General features: G+C 67.1%; 14 protein-coding genes, 1 tRNA gene and 1 pseudogene. 9 read left to right on the forward strand and 7 right to left on the reverse strand.

Going from position 1 to position 17,911, the window contains the following annotated elements; all coding sequences use genetic code 11:
- Positions 1–128 precede the first annotated feature (128 nt).
- The gene (locus ABFP37_RS10770; RefSeq protein WP_078029926.1) at positions 129–1,955 is read right to left on the reverse strand and encodes a phosphoenolpyruvate carboxykinase (GTP); all 1,827 of its coding nucleotides are present in this window, start codon (positions 1,953–1,955) and stop codon (positions 129–131) included.
- 279 nt (positions 1,956–2,234) lie between these two features.
- Here ABFP37_RS10770 and ABFP37_RS10775 point away from each other — a divergent pair.
- Positions 2,235–2,308 (forward strand) — tRNA-Arg (locus ABFP37_RS10775).
- An 82-nt stretch (positions 2,309–2,390) separates the two neighbouring features.
- Here the strand turns inward: ABFP37_RS10775 and ABFP37_RS10780 are convergent.
- Positions 2,391–3,119, reverse strand: a complete 729-nt coding sequence (locus tag ABFP37_RS10780; RefSeq protein WP_078029925.1) for an FCD domain-containing protein — start codon at positions 3,117–3,119, stop codon at positions 2,391–2,393.
- Between the two features lie 147 nt (positions 3,120–3,266).
- On the opposite strand from ABFP37_RS10780, the gene ABFP37_RS10785 reads away from it, so the two are divergent.
- On the forward strand, positions 3,267–4,727 hold the full coding sequence (locus ABFP37_RS10785; protein WP_078029924.1) for an NAD(P)/FAD-dependent oxidoreductase: 1,461 nt from the start codon (positions 3,267–3,269) through the stop codon (positions 4,725–4,727).
- A gap of 127 nt (positions 4,728–4,854) precedes the next feature.
- On the opposite strand, the gene ABFP37_RS10790 is transcribed toward ABFP37_RS10785, so the two are convergent.
- The gene (locus ABFP37_RS10790; RefSeq protein WP_347033582.1) at positions 4,855–5,409 is read right to left on the reverse strand and encodes a CGNR zinc finger domain-containing protein; all 555 of its coding nucleotides are present in this window, start codon (positions 5,407–5,409) and stop codon (positions 4,855–4,857) included.
- Positions 5,410–5,542: 133 nt separating this feature from the next.
- Between ABFP37_RS10790 and ABFP37_RS10795 the strand changes: the two are divergent.
- The 5 genes and pseudogenes from ABFP37_RS10795 (at position 5,543) to ABFP37_RS10815 (ending at position 10,425) form a co-directional block, all read left to right on the forward strand.
- A pseudogene (locus ABFP37_RS10795) lies at positions 5,543–6,174 on the forward strand (LysE family translocator).
- A 198-nt stretch (positions 6,175–6,372) separates the two neighbouring features.
- Complete coding sequence (locus ABFP37_RS10800) at positions 6,373–7,044, forward strand: hypothetical protein (RefSeq protein WP_347033584.1); 672 nt, start codon at positions 6,373–6,375, stop codon at positions 7,042–7,044.
- A complete protein-coding gene (locus ABFP37_RS10805; protein WP_347033585.1) occupies positions 7,041–9,077 on the forward strand; it encodes a YhgE/Pip family protein in 2,037 nt (678 codons plus the stop codon). Before ABFP37_RS10800 ends, ABFP37_RS10805 begins: the two co-directional genes overlap by 4 nt.
- Positions 9,074–9,724, forward strand: coding sequence for a TetR/AcrR family transcriptional regulator (locus ABFP37_RS10810; protein ID WP_347033586.1), 651 nt, complete (start codon positions 9,074–9,076; stop codon positions 9,722–9,724). The genes ABFP37_RS10805 and ABFP37_RS10810 overlap by 4 nt, the downstream gene beginning before the upstream one ends.
- An 8-nt stretch (positions 9,725–9,732) precedes the next feature.
- Entirely contained in the window at positions 9,733–10,425 is a 693-nt protein-coding gene (locus ABFP37_RS10815) for a hypothetical protein (protein ID WP_347033587.1), read from the forward strand.
- Between the two features lie 83 nt (positions 10,426–10,508).
- Here the strand turns inward: ABFP37_RS10815 and ABFP37_RS10820 are convergent, their stop codons facing one another.
- The 4 genes from ABFP37_RS10820 to ABFP37_RS10835 all read right to left on the reverse strand — a co-directional run bounded on the left by ABFP37_RS10820 (position 10,509) and on the right by ABFP37_RS10835 (position 15,333).
- On the reverse strand, positions 10,509–11,939 hold the full coding sequence (locus ABFP37_RS10820; protein ID WP_347033588.1) for a D-alanyl-D-alanine carboxypeptidase family protein: 1,431 nt from the start codon (positions 11,937–11,939) through the stop codon (positions 10,509–10,511).
- A gap of 77 nt (positions 11,940–12,016) precedes the next feature.
- Positions 12,017–12,544, reverse strand: a complete 528-nt coding sequence (locus tag ABFP37_RS10825; RefSeq protein ID WP_078029919.1) for a histidine phosphatase family protein — start codon at positions 12,542–12,544, stop codon at positions 12,017–12,019.
- A gap of 356 nt (positions 12,545–12,900) precedes the next feature.
- Positions 12,901–13,773 (reverse strand): winged helix-turn-helix domain-containing protein, encoded by an 873-nt coding sequence (locus ABFP37_RS10830; protein WP_078029918.1) that lies wholly within the window; start codon positions 13,771–13,773, stop codon positions 12,901–12,903.
- 687 nt (positions 13,774–14,460) lie between these two features.
- Positions 14,461–15,333, reverse strand: a complete 873-nt coding sequence (locus ABFP37_RS10835) for a hypothetical protein (RefSeq protein WP_347033589.1) — start codon at positions 15,331–15,333, stop codon at positions 14,461–14,463.
- A gap of 199 nt (positions 15,334–15,532) precedes the next feature.
- Between ABFP37_RS10835 and ABFP37_RS10840 the strand changes: the two genes are divergently transcribed.
- Together ABFP37_RS10840 and ABFP37_RS10845 are read left to right on the forward strand one after the other, a co-directional pair.
- Entirely contained in the window at positions 15,533–16,273 is a 741-nt protein-coding gene (locus ABFP37_RS10840; RefSeq protein WP_056630944.1) for a response regulator transcription factor, read from the forward strand.
- A 3-nt stretch (positions 16,274–16,276) separates the two neighbouring features.
- Positions 16,277–17,854: a HAMP domain-containing sensor histidine kinase gene (locus tag ABFP37_RS10845; protein ID WP_347033590.1), complete on the forward strand. Its 1,578-nt coding sequence runs from the start codon at positions 16,277–16,279 to the stop codon at positions 17,852–17,854.
- Positions 17,855–17,911 lie beyond the last annotated feature (57 nt).

The following is a 17,911-nucleotide window of genomic DNA, read 5'->3' on the forward strand; positions in this document are numbered from 1 at the left end:
AACCCCCCGCGCCGCCCCGGCACAGGGGGGCCGGGGGGCTACCGGGGCGGTCCGCCCACCGCCCGCCGGCGGCCCCGCACCTTCCCGCGAAAGGTGGGGGCCCGCCGTCGTACTGTATGGCAGGCGGTCTAGGCCAGGCGGGCCTTCAGCCCGTCAAGCTCAGCCTGGAGCGCCTCGGGCAGCGAACTGCCGAAGTTGGCGAACCATTCCTCGATCGAAGCGAGCTCGGTCTTCCACTCCTCGGGGTCGACGCGCACTGCCGCTTCCACCTGGGCGGGGGTCATGTCCAGGCCGGTCAGGTCGATGGACTCGCCGGTCGGCACGAAGCCGATGGGTGTCTCCACGGCGTCGGCCTTGCCTTCGAGGCGTTCGATGGCCCATTTGAGGACGCGTGCGTTGTCCCCGAAGCCCGGCCAGGCGAAGCCGCCCTCGGCCGTGCGGCGGAACCAGTTCACCAGGAAGATCTTGGGCAGACGCTCCGGGTTGGCCTTGGCGGACAGGTTAACCCAGTGGTTCAGGTAGTCCCCTGCGTCGTAGCCGATGAACGGGAGCATGGCCATCGGATCGCGGCGCACGACGCCAACGGCGCCCGCGGCGGCGGCCGTGGTCTCCGAGGAAAGCGTCGAGCCCATGAAGATGCCGTTGGACCAGTCACGCGCCTGGGTGACCAGCGGGATGGTGGTCTTGCGGCGGCCGCCGAAGAGGATCGCGGACAGCTCTACGCCATTGGGGCTGTGGTATTCCTCGGCCAGCATGTCGATCTGGTCGATCGGCGTGCAGAAGCGGGAGTTCGGGTGGGCCGCCGGCTTGTCGGAGTCGGAGGTCCAGGAGTTGCCCTGCCAGTCGGTGAGGTGAGCAGGCACTTCCTCAGTCATGCCCTCCCACCACACGCCGCCGTCGTCGGTTATTGCGACGTTGGTGAAGATGCTGTTGCCCTTGGCGATGGCGCGCATCGCGTTCGGGTTGGTTCCCCAGCCGGTGCCGGGAGCGACGCCGAACAGGCCCGCTTCAGGGTTGACGGCGCGGAGTTCGCCTTCCTTGCCGAAGCGCATCCAGGTGATGTCGTCCCCGAGGGTCTCCACCTTCCAGCCTTCGATGGTGGGATCCAGCAGGGCCAGGTTGGTCTTGCCGCAGGCGGACGGGAACGCCGCGGAGACGTAGTAGGTCTTCTGTTCCGGCGAGGTGAGCTTGAGGATCAGCATGTGCTCGGCCAGCCAGCCCTCATCGTGCGCCATGACGGAGGCGATGCGCAGGGCGTAGCACTTCTTGCCGAGCAGGGCGTTTCCGCCGTAGCCCGATCCGAAGGACCAGATGGACCGTTCCTCGGGGAAGTGAACGATCCACTTGTCCGGGTTGCACGGCCACGGAACGTCGGCCTGGCCGGCCTCCAGCGGGGCACCCAGGGAGTGCAGGGCCGGGACAAAGAACGCGTTCGTCTCAGTGATCCGGTTCAGGACGTCCGTGCCGATGCGGGCCATGATGCGCATGGATGCCACAACGTAGGCGCTGTCAGTGATCTCGACACCGAACTTGGGATCCTCGGCGTCGAGGTGGCCCATGACGAACGGGATGACGTACATGGTGCGGCCGCGCATGGAGCCGGAGAACAGCCCGCGCAGCTTCTCCTTCATCTCGGCCGGAGCCATCCAGTTGTTGGTGAAGCCGGCGTCGTGCTCCTTTTCGGAGCAGATGAACGTCTGCTCTTCAACGCGGGCGACGTCAGCGGGGTCTGAGAACGCGGCGAAGGAGTTCGGGAAGAGCTCCTGGTTCAGCCGCTTCAGCGTGCCCGCGGCGACCAGTTCGTCGGTCAGGCGGGTGTTTTCTTCCTCGGAGCCGTCGACCCAATGAATCCGGTCCGGCTGGGTCAGCCCAGCGACCTCTTCAACCCACGCCAGGAGGCCGGCATGTGTGGTGGGTGCTTTCTCAAGCAGCGGCAGTCGCGCCAGATGGCCCATTATGGTTCCCTTCGTCGGGTTCAGCGGTGTGAGCTAAATGCTATTTCTGTTCACCTGGCCCATTTCATAGTCAGACATCGGATGTCCGCCCCTTCGGCGAGCAAATTCCGCGGAAAATCAAGGATCCGGGATTGAGAAATCTTGAAATTAGTGACGAAGGTCACATAGACCGGTCTAGTTACGGAGATTACACAGTTCTCGATTTGGAACTGGGGCGGACCTCGCGTAAAGTTATTCGAGGTTCGGGCCGAGCGAAGAGTTCGGCAGGAACCGGAAGATGCGCCCATAGCTCAGCTGGATAGAGCGTCTGTCTACGGAACAGAAGGTCAGGGGTTCGAATCCCTTTGGGCGCACAGAGAGAAGATCCGCACCGGATACCCGGTGCGGATCTTCTGCTTTAAGCCGGGATCGTCGGCAGCCTGCGCGGGTGGTGCGTCAGTTTGTGACGGCGTCCGAAATCCGGCGGCGGATGCCGTCGAAGTGACGGGTCAGCTCCTGGGCGGCACGCGCCTTGTCACCGGCCGCCACGGCCGCGTAGACGTTCCGGTGCAGCGCAGCCACCGCGGCCAGGTCCTCGGCCCCGGCACCGATCTCGGTGTGGATCTTGCGGTAGACCTTCCAGAAGACACCCAGCAGGTTGAGCAGGAGCTCGTTGTTCAGGGGTGCAAAGAGCTTGCTGTGGAAGTCATAATCGGCGTCGACGAAGGGCTCGCCCGCCGCCGCCAGTTCCTCCATCCGGACCACCGATTCCTCGATGGCGGCCAGCTGCTCAGCCGTAATCAGGTCCATCGAGCTGCCGATGAGGCCCGATTCCAGGGCCTGGCGCACGTCCACGAGCTGCAGCGCCTCCAGCCCGTGGTGCCGCAGGGACAGCCTGGCACGGAAAATGAGGCCGTCGGCCAATGCCTCGAAATTGCTGGGCGCCACGAACATTCCGAAGCCGTGGCGGATCTCGATGACGCCCAGGGCCTGCAGGACCTTCAGCGATTCCCGCAGCGTGTTCCGGCCTACGCCCAGGGCGATGCACAGTTCGTTTTCCGTGGGCAGCGCATCGCCGGCTTCGAGTTCGCGGTCCAGGATGAGGTCCATGATGTCCGACTGCAGGGCGCGAAGGCGGGCCTGGGCGCTGAACCTCGCCGGCGGAACGTTATTAGAGGACGGCATCGGAACTCCTTTGTTGCGCTACGTCCCCACACCGTAGCGGATGTCCCATGTCCCCTGAACGGGACGGCGCATTGTTACGGACCCGGGCGGCAGCGGTCGGCATGTCTGCCCCGGAAACGATGCAGGCCCCCGGCGTAGGCTGTTGCCATGACGCCACATGTTGTTGAACGGGAATTCGATGTCATTGTGATCGGCGCCGGCGCCGCAGGTGAAAACGCCGCAGACCGGGTCGTCCAGGGCGGCCTGACCGCCGTATTGGTGGAGGCCGAACTGGTGGGCGGCGAATGCTCCTACTGGGCCTGCATGCCGTCCAAGGCCCTGCTCCGTCCCGGCACGGCGCTCCACGGTGCCCAGACGGTCCCCGGGGCCAGCGAGGCGGTCACCCGGACCCTCGACGCCGCGGCCGTCCTGAAAAGCCGCGACAGCTTCACCTCCAAGTGGCAGGACGACAGCCAAGTCGCATGGGTGGAGGAGTCCGGCATTGAGCTGGTCCGCGGGCATGGCTGGATCACCGCGCCGCGGGCCGTGGAAGTCGCCGGCCTGGACGGCAACTCGTACGTGCTGACGGCGCGTCACGCCGTCGTCCTGGCGAACGGCTCCACGCCTGACCGGCCGCCCATCGACGGACTTGCCGAGGTTCCCTATTGGGGAACCCGCGAGGCAACGTCAGCCAAGGAAATTCCGGAACGGCTCGCCGTCCTGGGCGGGGGCGTCGCCGGAACGGAGCTCGCCCAGGCCTTTGCCCGCCTCGGATCGGCCGTGACGCTGGTGGCGCGCAGCGGCCTCCTGCGGAACTTTCCCGCGGAGGCCGCGAAGCTCGTTGCCGCCGGGCTCCGCGCCGACGGGGTGGAAATCCGCCTGGACACCAAGACGCAGAGCGTCCGCGAAAACGGGGACGGCTCCCTGACCCTGACGCTCGACGGCGGCGAAACTGTTTCGGTGGACAAGCTGCTGGTCTCGACGGGCAGGCACCCGGCACTGGAGGGGCTCGGCCTGGAGAGCGTGGGGCTCGCAGCCGCCGACGGAAAGGCCTTAAGGCTGAGCACGGACACCACCGGCCTGGTGCAAGGCGCCGCCGGCAGTGACGACGGACCGTGGCTCTATGCGGTGGGGGACGCAGCCGGCAAGGCCCTGCTCACGCACCAAGGCAAGTACGAGGCCCGCGCCACCGGCGCCGCCATCGCGGCCCGCGCCAAAGGTGAGCTGAAGGGCGAGCCCGCGGACTGGAGCCGCTATGCGCAGACGGCAGACGACCATGCCGTTCCCAATGTGGTGTTCACGGACCCGGAGCTGGCGAATGTCGGCCGGTCCGTGGAACAGGCCCGGAAGGACGGCTACAACGTGTCGTCCGTGGAACTGCCCATCGCCGTTGCCGGCTCGTCACTGCACGCCAAGAACTACGAGGGCTGGGCGCAGCTCGTGATCGACGAGGACCGTAAGGTCCTGCTCGGCGCCACCTTTGCCGGCCCCGACATCGCCGAGCTGCTGCACGCGGCGACCATCGCGGTCGTCGGCGGGGTGCCCCTCGACCGGCTCTGGCACGCCGTCCCCTCCTACCCCACCATCAGCGAAGTCTGGCTCCGGCTCCTGGAGAAGTACGGTCTCTGACCGGCGCCGTTGTGAACCGAGCGGACGACGGCGGATACCGCCGGCTAAGCAGGAGCTGCTCTTCGGAGAGTCTGCCCTTTAGCCCCCTGCACGGGACACTTCATCGGATACCCGTGAGGGAGCCGGCTTACGACACATTGCGGCCTAGCTTCGCCCGGGCGCGGTGTTTGCGGACGTTGTCACGGTTTGCGCAGCGCACGGAGCAGTAGCGCTGGCGACCGTTGCGGGTGACATCGACCACGACTGCCCTGCAGGGATCGCCGGATGAACTCCCTGCGGCCCATCGGCTGAGTCTGTGAGCGCCGCGAGTGCTGAGGTGCAGTGCAGTTCCGACACTGATCACGGCGAGCAATACCTGCGGAAGGGGCTGGTCGGGGTCGCGGTAGTGAAGATGCCATCCTTCACCGTCGTGATCGGTGAGGCGCGGATAGGCGGCGGCAGCAGCCATCTGGGCATTCAACAGAGCGGCCCTGTTCTGTGGATCGCTTTCATCGACGACTGAGAGCCACGCGTCAATGACGTCGCGGGTTTGCTCATGATCGTCTCCGGCGGAGGGCTTGTAGTCCATCGTCATACCGAACTCGCGAGTCCGCTGCACGAGACCGTCCCTGTCGGTTGGCCAAGCGTTGGCCAGCGAGGCGGCGAGGAGTACCGCGTACTCACCGTAAGGGTTGAGATGCATAAGGCTATTACATCATTGTTGGAGTCATGACGATTCTTCCTTGGGCTGCCGATCCGCAGACACGATATTTGCATCCAGCGAGCAGGACGGTGCGCTCATGATCGCGGCGACAGACTTCGGAACGGGGGTCTCGATGGCAGCGGCAAGCGGGATGGCTCTAACGGCACTCGGCATGGTGCTCACGCCGGGCCCGAACATGGTCTACCTGGTCTCGCGCAGTGTGAGTCAAGGGCCGGTGGCGGGAATGATTTCTCTCGCAGGCACCTGTGCTGGCTTCCTCGTCTACATGACGATGGCGAACCTCGGGCTCGCGATCGTGATCGTCGCGGTGCCGTGGCTCTATGCCGGAATGAAGGCCGCAGGAGTCCTCTACTTGGCCTACCTCGCGTGGCAGGCACTCAAGCCCGGCGGTCGGGGCGTCTTCGACGTTCGCGCACTCTCTCGCGATTCCGCCCGGAAGCTCTTCCGCACGGGGCTCCTCACGAATCTGCTGAACCCAAAAACGGCCGTGATGTATCTTGCGCTGATTCCGCAGTTCATCGATGCGGGCCGGGGAGGAACAATTGTCCAGGGCTTCTCGGAGCGATCCAGATTGCCATGAGCATGCTTGTGAACGCGCTGATCGTCCTCGGCGCCGGGTCGATCTCTGCATTCCTCTCCGCCAGGCCGAGCTGGACGAAGTGGCAGCGACGCGTCACCGGTTCAGCGCTCGGCCTAGTGGCGGTCCTCCTCGCGCGGGAATTACCAGAAAGGGCGCGCATATAGCGAGCCTGAGGATGCGAGTTCGCCGCGCCAGCATGCCCGCACTGCCGGCGCGGCCAGCCCTAGCGTGCCCTCACCCCCGCCGTCGTTCTCTTCGCTCGCTTTTTGGATGACTGATGGGTCACAGTGGTGCAGTGCTATTTGAACTGACTAGTCAGTTCAGTTAGCCTTGTTGCAGACGACATCTGCGAAAGGCTCCCTTTGCTCTCCGTACAACAGCTTCGCGTGAACGGCCGGCGGGACGATCTCCTCCCGCCCACGTCATTGCAGGCATCCCGCGGCGAACTGCTGCTGGTCACGGCCGACCGCCAGGACCAGCGGACCGCGCTGGCCCTGGCCCTCAGCGGCCGGATGAAGCCCGGCGGCGGCACTGTCAGCTGGGACCGGCAGGCCAAAATCAAGCAGCTCCGCGGCGCCGGCGCGCTCGTGGACTCCCCCGGCGTCAACGAACCCGAGCAGCACCTGAGCGTCCGGGACCTCGTGACAGAGGACCTGTCCCTCATTCCCCGCCGGTACCGCGGCGCCCTCCTCAGCAAGCCCTGGCTGAAGGTGAACCGTTTCGAAGACATTGCCGGGATGTGGGCCGAGCAGCTCACGCCGCGGCGCCGCACCGAACTCCTGACGGCCCTGGCGCTCGCCAACCCGCGCACCGACCTCCTGGTCCTGGACTCCCCCGACAGGCACAGCGCCGATCCGGCGGACTGGCTGCCGCGGCTCAAAGAACTGGCGTACGACGGCGGCCGGCCACTCGCCGTCGTCGCCACCGTGTCTGCCCTCCCGCCCGGCTGGACCGGCCCGGCCGCCGTCGTCGGCAACGCGGCACCCAAGCCGGCCAGCACCGAAGAACAACCCGAAACCGAGGACGCAAAGTGACAGTGCTACGGCTGGCCAGCTCCGAACTCAAGCGCATGACGGGCGGCCTGCTGCCCAAGCTGACCATCCTGGCGCTGACCATGGTTCCCCTGCTCTACGGCGCGGTGTACCTCTATGCCAACTGGAATCCGTACGGAAACCTTAACCAGATCGACGCCGCGCTCGTGATGGAGGACACCGGGGCGGCCACCAGCGACGGCGGCCGTCTGCAGGCCGGGCAGAAGGTAGCGGACAGCCTCGTGGAAGGGCACGTGTTCAACTGGCAGCCCGTCCGGTCCGCGGCCGAAGCCGACCAGGGCGTCAGCGAGGGAAGGTACGCCTTTGCGCTCAAAATCCCCCGCGACTTTTCCAGCAACCTGGCCTCCCCCGGAAGTTTCGATGCGGCCAGCCAGGCCATGCTGAACGTCACCACGAACGACGCCAACAACTACCTTCTCAGCACCATCGTGGATAAGCTCACCACCGCCGTGCACGCCACCGTCGCCAAGGAGGTCGGCGCGGAAACGGCCAACCAGCTGCTGACGGGCTTCGGCACCATCCACACGCAAATGGTGAAGGCGGCCGGCGGCGCGGGAACCCTGGCCGACGGCGTCGCCGGGCTCCGAGACGGCGCGGGCACCCTGCACCAAGGCACCGGGCAGCTCGAGGCGGGTGCGGCCGAGCTGTACAACGGCGAAGTCAAACTTCGCGACGGCGCCGCGCAGCTTGCGTCCGGAGCCGGCCAGCTGAGCGGCGGGCTCGCACAGCTCAAGGACAAGACTGCCGGACTTCCCGCCGATTCACAGAAGCTCTCGGCCGGCGCAGCCCAGGTCGCCGCCGGAAACGCGGCGCTGAACACCAAAGTCCAGGACGTCGTCGGGCAGCTGCAGGCCGCAGACACCGGACTCCGGACACGGGTCCAGGAGTCCAACGACAGGCTCGTCGCCGCCGGCGTTCTTACGCCGGAGCAGGCCGCCAGGGTCCTCGCGGACTTCGACGCCGCCGCGGCCTCAAGCCCTGTCACTGACGCGAGGGCGAAAATCCAAGCCGATGCCGCCCAGATCCAGCAGCTCGCCGACGGCTCAGCGGCCGTAAGCGCAGGGGCGGCCAGTCTCGCCGCAGCAACTCCTGCGCTGACTGGAGCCATCTCGACCGCCTCGGGCGGCGCGGACCGGCTCTCCGACGGCGCCACAACCCTGGCGGCCGGACAGCAGACGGCCGTGGACGGCGCCGCCGCGCTCACCGACGGAGCCGGGAAGCTCGACGACGGCGCAGCCCAGCTGGAGACCGGTGCCCGCGCCGCCGCGGACGGTTCCCGGACGCTGGCCACCGAGCTGTCCAAGGGCGCGGGCAAGGTGCCGAACCCGGATGAAGCGCAGAAGAGCAACCTCTCCGGGGTGATCTCCGACCCCGTGGCCGTCAACAACGTGTCGCAGGCCAAGGCGGGTTCCTACGGTGCCGGGCTGGCTCCCTTCTTCCTGACCCTGGCCCTGTGGATCGGCGTGTTCATGCTGATCCAGGCCATGCGCCCCGTCACGCAGCGCGCCCTCGCCTCCAACGCGCCCGCCTGGAAGATCGCCGTCGGAGGCTGGCTGCCGTTCTTTGCCGTGTCCGCCGTGCAGGCGAGCCTGCTCACCGTGGTGGTGAATGTGGGGCTGGGGCTGAATCCTGCCCATCCGGTCCTCATGTGGCTGTTCCTGCTTGCCGCGGCTGCAGCCTTCAGCGCCCTCATCCAGGGCGTGGTGGCCCTGCTGGGTTCGCCGGGGAAGCTGGTGGTGCTCATACTTCTCGTGCTACAGCTTGTCTCCTCCGGCGGAACGTTCCCGTGGCAGACCACGCCGCAGCCGCTGCACGTGGTGCACCAGATCCTGCCCATGGGCTACGTGGTCAACGGCATGCGGCACCTCATCTACGGCGCGGACCTGTCCATGATTCCGTCCACCGTGGCGGGACTCCTTGGCTACACTTTGCTGGGGGTGGTGCTCTCAACGCTGGCCGTCCGAAAGCACAAGTTCTGGACCCTCAAGACCCTGAAACCGGAGATCGCCGTATGACCCCATCGGAGGCCGGCCAGGCGGCCGTCCAGCCCAAGAAGCTGCGTCCCGCCCGGACCAACGCCACCAAGCAGAAGCTCTTCGAGGCATCCATGGAGCTGATAGGTGAGCGCGGCGCGGCAGGCGTGACGGTGGACGAGATCGCGGCGGCAGCCGGCGTCTCGAAGGGCACTGTGTACTACAACTTCGGCAGCAAGTCCGATCTGATCGCCCAGCTCCTGCGGCACGGCGTGGACATCCTCGAAGCCAGGCTCCTCAGCGTGCAGGACGAAACAGCGGACTCCCTCGCCGGCATGGACGCCATGATCGGGCAGGCGATGGACTTCATGGCGGAGTATCCGTCCTTCGCCCGGCTGTGGGTGAGCGAGAACTGGCGCACCCCCAGCGAATGGCAGGACACGTTCGCCGAGCTCCGCGCGCGGCTTCTCGGCGTGATCGGATCGGCCATTGAAACGGTGGCCGCGGAGTATCCCGTGGATGCCTCCATCTCCCGGGGAAGCCTGGAAACGGCGATATTCGGCGCCTGTTTTGTGGTGGGACTCGACCGCCAGACGTACAACCCGGAGCGGACCCGTGACCAAAGTGTTGCCGCCATCATGGCCATCATGCGTGGCTACGTGCAGAAGCGGCCTCATCCTCAGGGATGATTAGTCCCATGAGCCACATGGGTAACAGCGGGAAGACAGCCGTCGGCGCCGTTTTCGCCGCGCTCGGCGCGCTCGTGCTGACGGCCGTCACCCTTGAGGAGGCTGCGCTGTTCGCCTTCCTGGGCGCAGTGGCCGTGGGATACGTGGCGTCTGTGGCCGAGTCATTTGCCCGCCGGCGCTACCTGGCGCTCCTGGCCGGCGGCATCGGGACCAGCCTGTCGATCGGCTGCAGCATCGCCTTCCTGCGCATGTGGGGCCTGGCATTCAATCAGGACGCAGGGGCGCTCGGGGAGGCTGTGAGCACCAGGGACTCGGACATCTACTTTTACCTGGCGGCCGCCTCGGGTTCGCTGACCCTGGTGGTGCTCTTCGCCGGAGCAGTCTGGCCGGCCCGCAGGCGGCTGCGGGCGCGGTCCGGCGTCCCGGCCCGGAAGCCGGCCCCTGCCCGTGCGTCAACGCGGCGGCCGGCCGCCAGGCTGCCGGCAGGCGCACGGCAATCCCCTGCGACCGCCCAGCGCCAAGCACCCCAGCGCACTCAGGCGGCACGCACTTCCGCGGCGCGCCAAGCCACGTCGCGCACGGCTACGCCGCGGCAGGCCGGGCAGCGGACCGCGGCACCCCGCCAGCCGGCGGCAGCGCCGAGGACATCCGGCTCAGGAACGTCTCCCTCGACAGCTGCCGGCCGGACGCCCCGCCGCTGAGCGGCCGCTGGAACGACTGGGCGGCCGCTGAAACCACGCCGAGCGGCCGGCGAAACCCGGTTGGGGGCCGCTGGCGGCCTTGGTCACCGGAAGACGCTCAGCGCCTGCCAGCCGTTACCCACCTGGCGGCTTCCGGTGAACCGGCCGCTGCCCAGGCTGTAGTAGACCAGCCGGCCGTCAGCGGTCTTGGCCGTGAGGCCGCGCGTTCCCGGGCCCTGGAATCCGAACGAGGCGTGGGACTGGGCGACGGCGCCCCAGCCGTTCCCCACCTTCGGGCGCGCTTCCCGCGCGAACCTGCCGGCGCCGTCGGACCTGTACAGCATGAGGTCCCCGGCCGCGGTGGTGACCAGCAGGTCCTGCCGCCGGTCGTTGTCGAAATCGGCCATGGCCAGCTTCAGCCCCTGAAACCCGTTCCCGATCTGCTGCCGGGCGCCCAGGGCACCGCCGGCGGCATTCGGGTAGAAGTACATGGCGCCGTCCCCAGCCGTTCCCACCACGCCGGGGAACCGTTGGCCGTTGTGCCACTTGCCCACGGTGATGTCCATGGACTGCCAGCCCGCCGTGCCGGCCGTAATCGGGCTGAGGAAGCCGCCGGAGAGCTTGCCGCGATAAACCGTGAGGGTTCCGCTCTTCCACTGGGCAATGATGTCGTTCACTCCGTCGGCGTTCCAGTCGGCCACAAAGCCGGCTTTCAGGCCTGCCCAGCCCGCTCCGATCCGCTCCCGGGCACCGAAACCGCCTGCACGGTTGGCCGGATAGTTCCACAGGATGCCCGCGGAATCTGCCGCGAGCACGTCGGCGCCGCTCTTGATGGACGGGCGGGCCGCGAAGTACTGCTCCATGGTGGGAATGCCGCGGACTTTCATGTCCGTGGCCAGCTGCACTCCGACGAACCGCAGATGCCAGGGCTCGTACGCGTAGCCGGTGACGTTGGTGTAGCCCGCCGGGTACCTCACGATGAACCCGTAGCGGTGCGCGTTCGCCGCCACCCAGCGCCCGCCCGGGGTGGTCCCGAAGCAGGCGGTCAGGCCGCAGCCGCCGCCCACATTGCCGATGTCCGCCGCGAGCCCCGTCTGGTGCTCGCTGTAACCCGGCCGCGCCGAGATCTGGTCCGCATACGCCTGCCCGTACATCTGGACGTAGGAGCTGTACAGCGCGCTCTGGGAGGCATAGGACCTGTAGGCGCTCACCACCTCCAGGAAGTGTCCGGCAGCACGCGCCCCGGTGAAGAGCTGGCTCATCGCGCCGGATACCTGGGCGCGCAGCAGGTGGCCGGTCCCGCCCCACGAGACCAGGTCCCGCGGCACGAACTGCACCGGGTTCAACGGCCGGGACTTGTTGACCAGCACCCAGGGGTTGCTCGCGTCGGTCACCACACTGGTGGACAGCTGCTCGCCCGAGGGAGCGGCGGAGGCGGCCGGCGCACCGCCCGCGAAGAGCATCAGAACGACGACGACGGCGGCGGCGAACCGCCGGGCGCGACCCCGCCACCGGTTCAAAGCAGAATTCAGCATGGCGGGCCCTTCCCCACTAGACGGCACTGAGTTCAAGGGTACCCGCGGGCGGCCCGGTAGTACCGGCCTTGTCCGCGCTAGTGGGCGCGGGGGACCTTGAAATGCGTGATCCGTGCGTCCTGCCCGTCGAGCTCCGCCCAGGATTTCTCCGTCTCGAGGATGGTCAGCCCGCTGGTGGGGAACCTGGTTGCCGCGTCCATATAGGCGTCGTGGTTGGAGTCACGGGATGCCAGGTGCATGGCCAGGTCCTGCACTCCGGGCATGTGGGAGATCACCATGAGGGTGGTGACGGTATCCGGAACGTGGTTGATCACCGTGAGCATGCGGAGCGCGGAGGCGGCGTAGAGCCCGTCCTCAAGTTTCGGCGTCGGCGCTTTGTCGCCGAGTTCGCTGCACACCCAGGTGCAGGTCTGCCGGGTCCGGAGGGCGCTGGAGCAGAGGATGAAGTCCGGGACGATGTTGTGTTTGAGCAGCCACTTGCCGGCCAGCGGTGCTTCACGGTGGCCGCGCTCCTCCAAGGGACGGTCATGGTCCGCCACACCTCCGGGCCAATCGGCCTTGGCGTGGCGCATGATCACCAGTCGCTTCTTGTGGTGCGCGCTCATGGACTCACCCTACTACCCAACTACGTAGCAGCACGCGTCGTATTCAGGCCCGAGAACGACGCGACCTGCGACCCAGTTGGGCGGGAAGTACGGGTCAGTCCTCCAGGACGAAGGTCACCTCCAGCACCACATGCCAGGCGACCACGTTGCCGTCGGCGATTTCGACTTTCTGCTCCTTGACCCAGGCCCGGAAATGCCGCGCAGGGTCTTGCTGGCCCGGCTGAGAGCCTACGACGGAGCAAGAAACGTCAATAGAGCCCCACCAAACCCACCCCGGAGGCGGCGAGGGATCGTGCCGCGAAAGCGAAAGCGCCCGCCCCCAACTGGGGACGGACGCTTTGGCGCTTAAGGAAGAGCTAGATCGAGTATTCCGGCGCGGCCCAGACAACGACCTCGGGGTGCTCGTAGAACCGGTAGCCCTGGCCGCGCACAGTGCGCACGGTGTTGGCGAGGCGGCCCAGCTTGGAGCGGAGGCGGCGGATATGGACGTCGATGGTGCGCTCGTTCGGCACCTCTTCGGCATTCCGCCACAGGCCCTCAAGGAGTTCGTCACGGCCCACGGTGCGGGTGCCGTTCTCCACGAGGTAGTTGAGGAGCTCGAACTCCTTGAACGTCAGGTTCAGGGACTCGCCGTCGAGGTGGACTTCTCGGCGGGCGAGGTCGATCAGCACGCCCGACGGACGGGGATCCTGTGCGGGCTGCAGGCGTGCACTCTCAGTGCGCTGCCGGGTGTTGACGGTGGGGTCACCGAACGTGGAACGGACGACGTCGAGTGCGGAACCCGGCGCGCTGGCCGGCGCCACGGCGACGGCGGCATAGCTCTCGGCGCCGGAGACGAGTGACTGGGCGTACGCCCGGATCTCCTGGGCGAGCTTGGCGATGGAGGTGCCCGCAGCAGCCGCGGTTTCCTCGTCGATTCCCATGTAAAGAACGAATCCGCGGGCCACGTTGTCGTTCGGCACGGGCCGGACGGAGCCGCCGGCGGCCGGAGCGACGACGGGCGTCGGCGCGGTCAGCGGTGCGGCTTCCTCAGCCGGCACGGCGCGCAGCTGGCCGTAAGAATTGGGGTTGTAGCCCTGGGGTGCATAGCCGGGGGCGGGAAAGTTGTTTCCCTGGCCTGCCGGTGGGAAGGCCGGACGGGTACCGAATCCCTGGCGGAGGCCCGACGTCTGGCCGGCCTTGTTGGCGTTACGGACGGAGATGTGGACGTATCCAGATGCAACTGACATGAATGCTTACCTCAATGTGAATGGCCGTCATCGCGGCTCGAATGCTTGGTTCCCCGCAATGAGTTCTGGGGAGGGGCGCCCGACGCTGGGCTGGGGGCGAATGCCTAAAAACTTTGTGGGGGTAGAAAGTTAGGCGTGCATTCGACAACAGCGCATCTCGGCGGCAGCGGGTGTGCTGGGCCAATATTCTGCGGCTGCAGTTGCTGTTGAGTTCTTGTTCACAATTGAAAGTGTGCAACGTAACAATGAAAACTTGCAAGTAACAATGGACCACTCCGTCCGCATCGTGAGACGAATCGCGGGTTTGTGGGTCAAATCACAATTCTACGAGGCCCAATTTTTCCAGATTTTTTTCCAGACCGGTCGGTCGGAAAGGGCCGTTTTTCGAACTAAATTCGACTAAACCCTTCTTTTTCGTCAAATATTCAGCGACATTTCAGATGCGGGAATTCCGGCGCCGCAAATCCCTGGTTGTCCAGCTATGACGCCATTCGGACAAAAGATTTTGGGCCAAGCACGCACGCCGGCACGGGTCAAGCCGCTGCGTGCGTCCCGGCTGCGCCCAGGCCGGCGGACCTGGACGCACCGCCGCTGCCGCGATCCAGAGACGCGATCCAGAGAGAGGCGCCTGCTGCTTTCGCAGGCACCCGCCATTCGCCGGCAACCACGAGGCACCAGGCACCAGTCTCAGCTGGTCTGCCCCGTCTGGCCCGTCTGCAGTGCGGCGATCAGCTGCACGGTTTCGGCAGCGAAGGCCGAACCTTCCTTGGCCGCCACGATCCTCACGGTGGCCCCGGCGGCGATGTCCGCTACGGTCAACCCGCTCGCAGATGACTGCTGGCGTCTTTGTTGCTGATTACTCACGGCGATGGCCTCGCCCACCGTGTAAGTCCGGGTGAATCCGTCCGCGCTCTTGACCGTGACGGAACCCGAGGAGACGTTCGCGACGGTGCCCAGCTGTGCCACCTTCGTGACGTACTGGCTGCCCTCTTCGATGACGTACTCGGAGTGGACGGCCGACGAAACGCCGCTGCCCATGCCGCCCAACCCGCCCGGCGCGAAGTCGCCTCCCTGGCCGGGCACGGCGCCGTTGGCAAAGCCGCCCTGCGGTACGCCGCCCCGCTGCACTCCTCCCGGTGCCAGTCCGCCCTGGCCCCCGGCACCGGATGCCGCGGTCCCGTTGGCCGCAGCTGCGTTACTGCCCAGGCTGTAAACGCCAGCGCCCGCCCCGGCCGCCAAGACAGTGGCCGCGCCGGCAACCACGAGTCCGCGCTTCATGGTCCAGGGCTTCGGATTGGCTGCCGCATCGCCTGGGCTGCCGGTCGGAGGCGCACCCCACCCGGTGCCCCGGCCCGGTGCGGGCTCGGGAATGGCTGCCGTGGCAGGCTCGGCCGCCTGGGCGTTCCGTCGGGCTTCGCTCTGGGGTGCTCCCTGGTGATCGCCCGCCCCTGCATGGGGAGCTGCCTGGTGCTGTCCGGACGGCTGATCGCCGGCCTGCGACCGGGCAGCCGGCGGCAGGGGCGTGGTTTCCGGAACAGGTGGGTACTGCTGTCCGCTCATTGTTATCTCCTTCAGGCGTGCGGAAGTTGTCCATTCCAGACTGGGAACCGTTCCTGTGACTGGCCTGTGCAGGGCAAGGGCCATGCCTGTGACCCGAGAAATCCCCACGCTGCGCCTTCCAGCTCGCTAGGCTTGGATTCACAGCCGGCGCACAGGAACACCAAAGCGCCGGCTAAACCCCGGAACGGAGAGTTGTCCCATGGCCACTTCGCACTCCATGACCAACAACCTTCCCCAGCTCACCCACCCGGACGGCTCACCCATCCGTGCCCTGGTGGTTGACGACGAACCCAGCCTGTCCGAACTGATGAGCATGGGCCTGCGCATGGCAGGCTGGTCGGTTGCCGTGGCCGCAGACGGCCCCGAGGCCGTCAAGCTCGCCAAGGAATTCCGCCCGGACGTCCTGGTGCTGGACGTGATGCTCCCCGGCTTCGACGGCGTTGAGCTGCTCGGCAGGATCCGCGCCTTCGCGCCGGAGGTTCCGGCGCTATTCCTGACGGCCAAGGACGCCGTGCAGGACCGCATCGTGGGCCTCGCCGCGGGCGGGGACGACTACGTGACCAAACCCTTCAGCATGGAGGAAGTCCTGCTGCGCCTGCACCGGCTGGTGCAGCGCTCGGGCGTGGCCGCCATGGATTCCGCCGAACTGGTGGTGGGAGACCTGGTCCTGAACCTGGACACCCGGGAAGTCACCCGCGCCGGCGACGAGCTGCAGCTCACCGCGACCCAGTTCGAGCTCCTCCGGTACCTCATGGAGAACCCCAAGCGGGTCGTCAGCAAGGCCCAGATCCTGGACCGCGTATGGAACTACGACTTCGGCGGCCAGGCCAACATTGTCGAGCTGTACATCTCGTACCTGCGCAAGAAGGTGGATGCCGTGCACCCGCCCATGATCCACACGGTCCGCGGTGCGGGCTACGTCATCAAACCGGCAGACTAGGCCGTGGCAAACCTTTCCGGTGCCGTCCGGACCCAGCGCCGCAGCTGGCTGAAGCCGGGCACCTGGCATCTCCGCACCCGCCTTGTCCTCGTCGCCATGGCTCTGCTGGTGGCCATCTGCGCCGCGATCGGCCTGTTCAGCTACGCCAGCATGGACTCCTTCCTGACCCGCCAGCTCGACGAGCAGCTCACCGGGGCCGCTGACAGGGCCCGGGACTTTGGCCGTCCCCCGTTCGGCGCCTCGGGCAAGGGGCCCGATCCCCTCGAGGGCCGGGGCCAGCGGGTGGGCACCCTGGCGGCCAGGATCCAGGCCGGCGAAGTCAGCAGCGCAGGATTCCTGGCCTCCGACGCCACCCGCAAGACACTCTCGGCGGCAGACGACCAGGTCCTCCTGGGACTGCGCCGCGACGGCGTACCCGTTGACCGCACCCTGTCCACCGGTGCCTACAGGCTGGTTGCCGCCCAGACGCCTTACGGCGACGTCATGGTGACCGGGCTTCCCCTGGCCGACAAGCAGAGCACCCTGACGTCCCTTGTTGTGACCATCACGATCGTGTCGCTGGGCGGAATCGTGCTGATCGGCCTCGCCGGAACGGTGCTCATCCGCCGCACCATGAAGCCGCTGGAGCAGCTCTCGGAGGTGGCCACGCAGGTTTCGCGGCTGCCGCTGGATGCCGGTGAGGTGGCGCTCGCCGTCCGCGTCCCGCCGTCGAACGCCCATCCCGGAACTGAAGTGGGCAGCGTGGGCCACGCCCTCAACCAGATGCTGGATAACGTCTCCAACGCGCTGGAGGCGCGGCAGGAGAGCGAAATGAAGGTCCGCCAGTTCGTGGCCGACGCCTCGCACGAGCTCCGCACCCCGCTCACGGCCATCCGCGGCTACACCGAGCTGATGCGCATGACCGAGAAGTTCACGCCGGACGGTCAAAGGTCCCTGGCCCGCGTCCAAAGCCAGTCCGAGCGGATGACCACCCTGGTGGAGGACCTCCTGCTGCTCGCCCGGCTGGACGAGGGCCAGCCGCTCAAGCTCAGCGACGTGGACCTCACGCAGCTCGTGATCGAGACCGTCAGCGACGAAAAAGTCATGGCCCCGGACCGCATCTGGCACCTCGAACTACCTGAAGAGCCGGTGGTGGTCCGCGGCGACGCCTCGCAGCTGCACCAGGTGCTGGCCAACCTGCTGTCCAACGCGCGCAAGCACACCGGATCGGGAACCACCGTGGTGACCGGCGTGATGAGATCGGCCGACGGCAGCGCCGTGGTCACCGTGACGGACGACGGCGCCGGCATCCCGCCGGAGTTCGTGGACCGCGTCTTCGCACGCTTCGCGCGCGCAGACGCGTCCCGTGCGACGCCGGCGCAGGTCCTCTCGCCCGCCGGCTCCGGCGGACGGACCGCGGCGGCGGCTTCGGGAACGGCGGCCCCGGGGTCCGCTTCGGCAGAGGGAACCAGCGGCCTGGGGCTGTCCATTGTGCAGTCGATCGTGGAAGCCCACGGCGGCACCGTCGAGGTCACTTCGCGGCCCGGCCGGACCGAATTCGCCGTCCGGCTGCCGGCGCAAGGCGACGCGCCGTCGTCGTGATCTCCGTTACCCAAATGTGACTTAAGCGTTTGCCTCCTGTACCGTCGATAGGGTGTT

The organism is Burkholderia sp. RS01 (assembly GCF_039748055.1).
Classification (GTDB): Bacteria; Actinomycetota; Actinomycetes; order Actinomycetales; family Micrococcaceae; genus Arthrobacter.

Bases quoted from the DNA above. Each gene is read 5' to 3' on its own strand.
- ABFP37_RS10770 (WP_078029926.1), bottom strand. From the start codon at position 1,955: ATGGGCCATCTGGCGCGACTGCCGCTGCTTGAGAAAGCACCCACCACA.
- ABFP37_RS10780 (WP_078029925.1), bottom strand. From the start codon at position 3,119: ATGCCGTCCTCTAATAACGTTCCGCCGGCGAGGTTCAGCGCCCAGGCC.
- ABFP37_RS10785 (WP_078029924.1), top strand. From the start codon at position 3,267: ATGACGCCACATGTTGTTGAACGGGAATTCGATGTCATTGTGATCGGC.
- ABFP37_RS10790 (WP_347033582.1), bottom strand. From the start codon at position 5,409: ATGCATCTCAACCCTTACGGTGAGTACGCGGTACTCCTCGCCGCCTCG.
- ABFP37_RS10810 (WP_347033586.1), top strand. From the start codon at position 9,074: ATGACCCCATCGGAGGCCGGCCAGGCGGCCGTCCAGCCCAAGAAGCTG.
- ABFP37_RS10815 (WP_347033587.1), top strand. From the start codon at position 9,733: ATGAGCCACATGGGTAACAGCGGGAAGACAGCCGTCGGCGCCGTTTTC.
- ABFP37_RS10820 (WP_347033588.1), bottom strand. From the start codon at position 11,939: ATGCTGAATTCTGCTTTGAACCGGTGGCGGGGTCGCGCCCGGCGGTTC.
- ABFP37_RS10825 (WP_078029919.1), bottom strand. From the start codon at position 12,544: ATGAGCGCGCACCACAAGAAGCGACTGGTGATCATGCGCCACGCCAAG.
- ABFP37_RS10830 (WP_078029918.1), bottom strand. From the start codon at position 13,773: ATGTCAGTTGCATCTGGATACGTCCACATCTCCGTCCGTAACGCCAAC.
- ABFP37_RS10835 (WP_347033589.1), bottom strand. From the start codon at position 15,333: ATGAGCGGACAGCAGTACCCACCTGTTCCGGAAACCACGCCCCTGCCG.
- ABFP37_RS10840 (WP_056630944.1), top strand. From the start codon at position 15,533: ATGGCCACTTCGCACTCCATGACCAACAACCTTCCCCAGCTCACCCAC.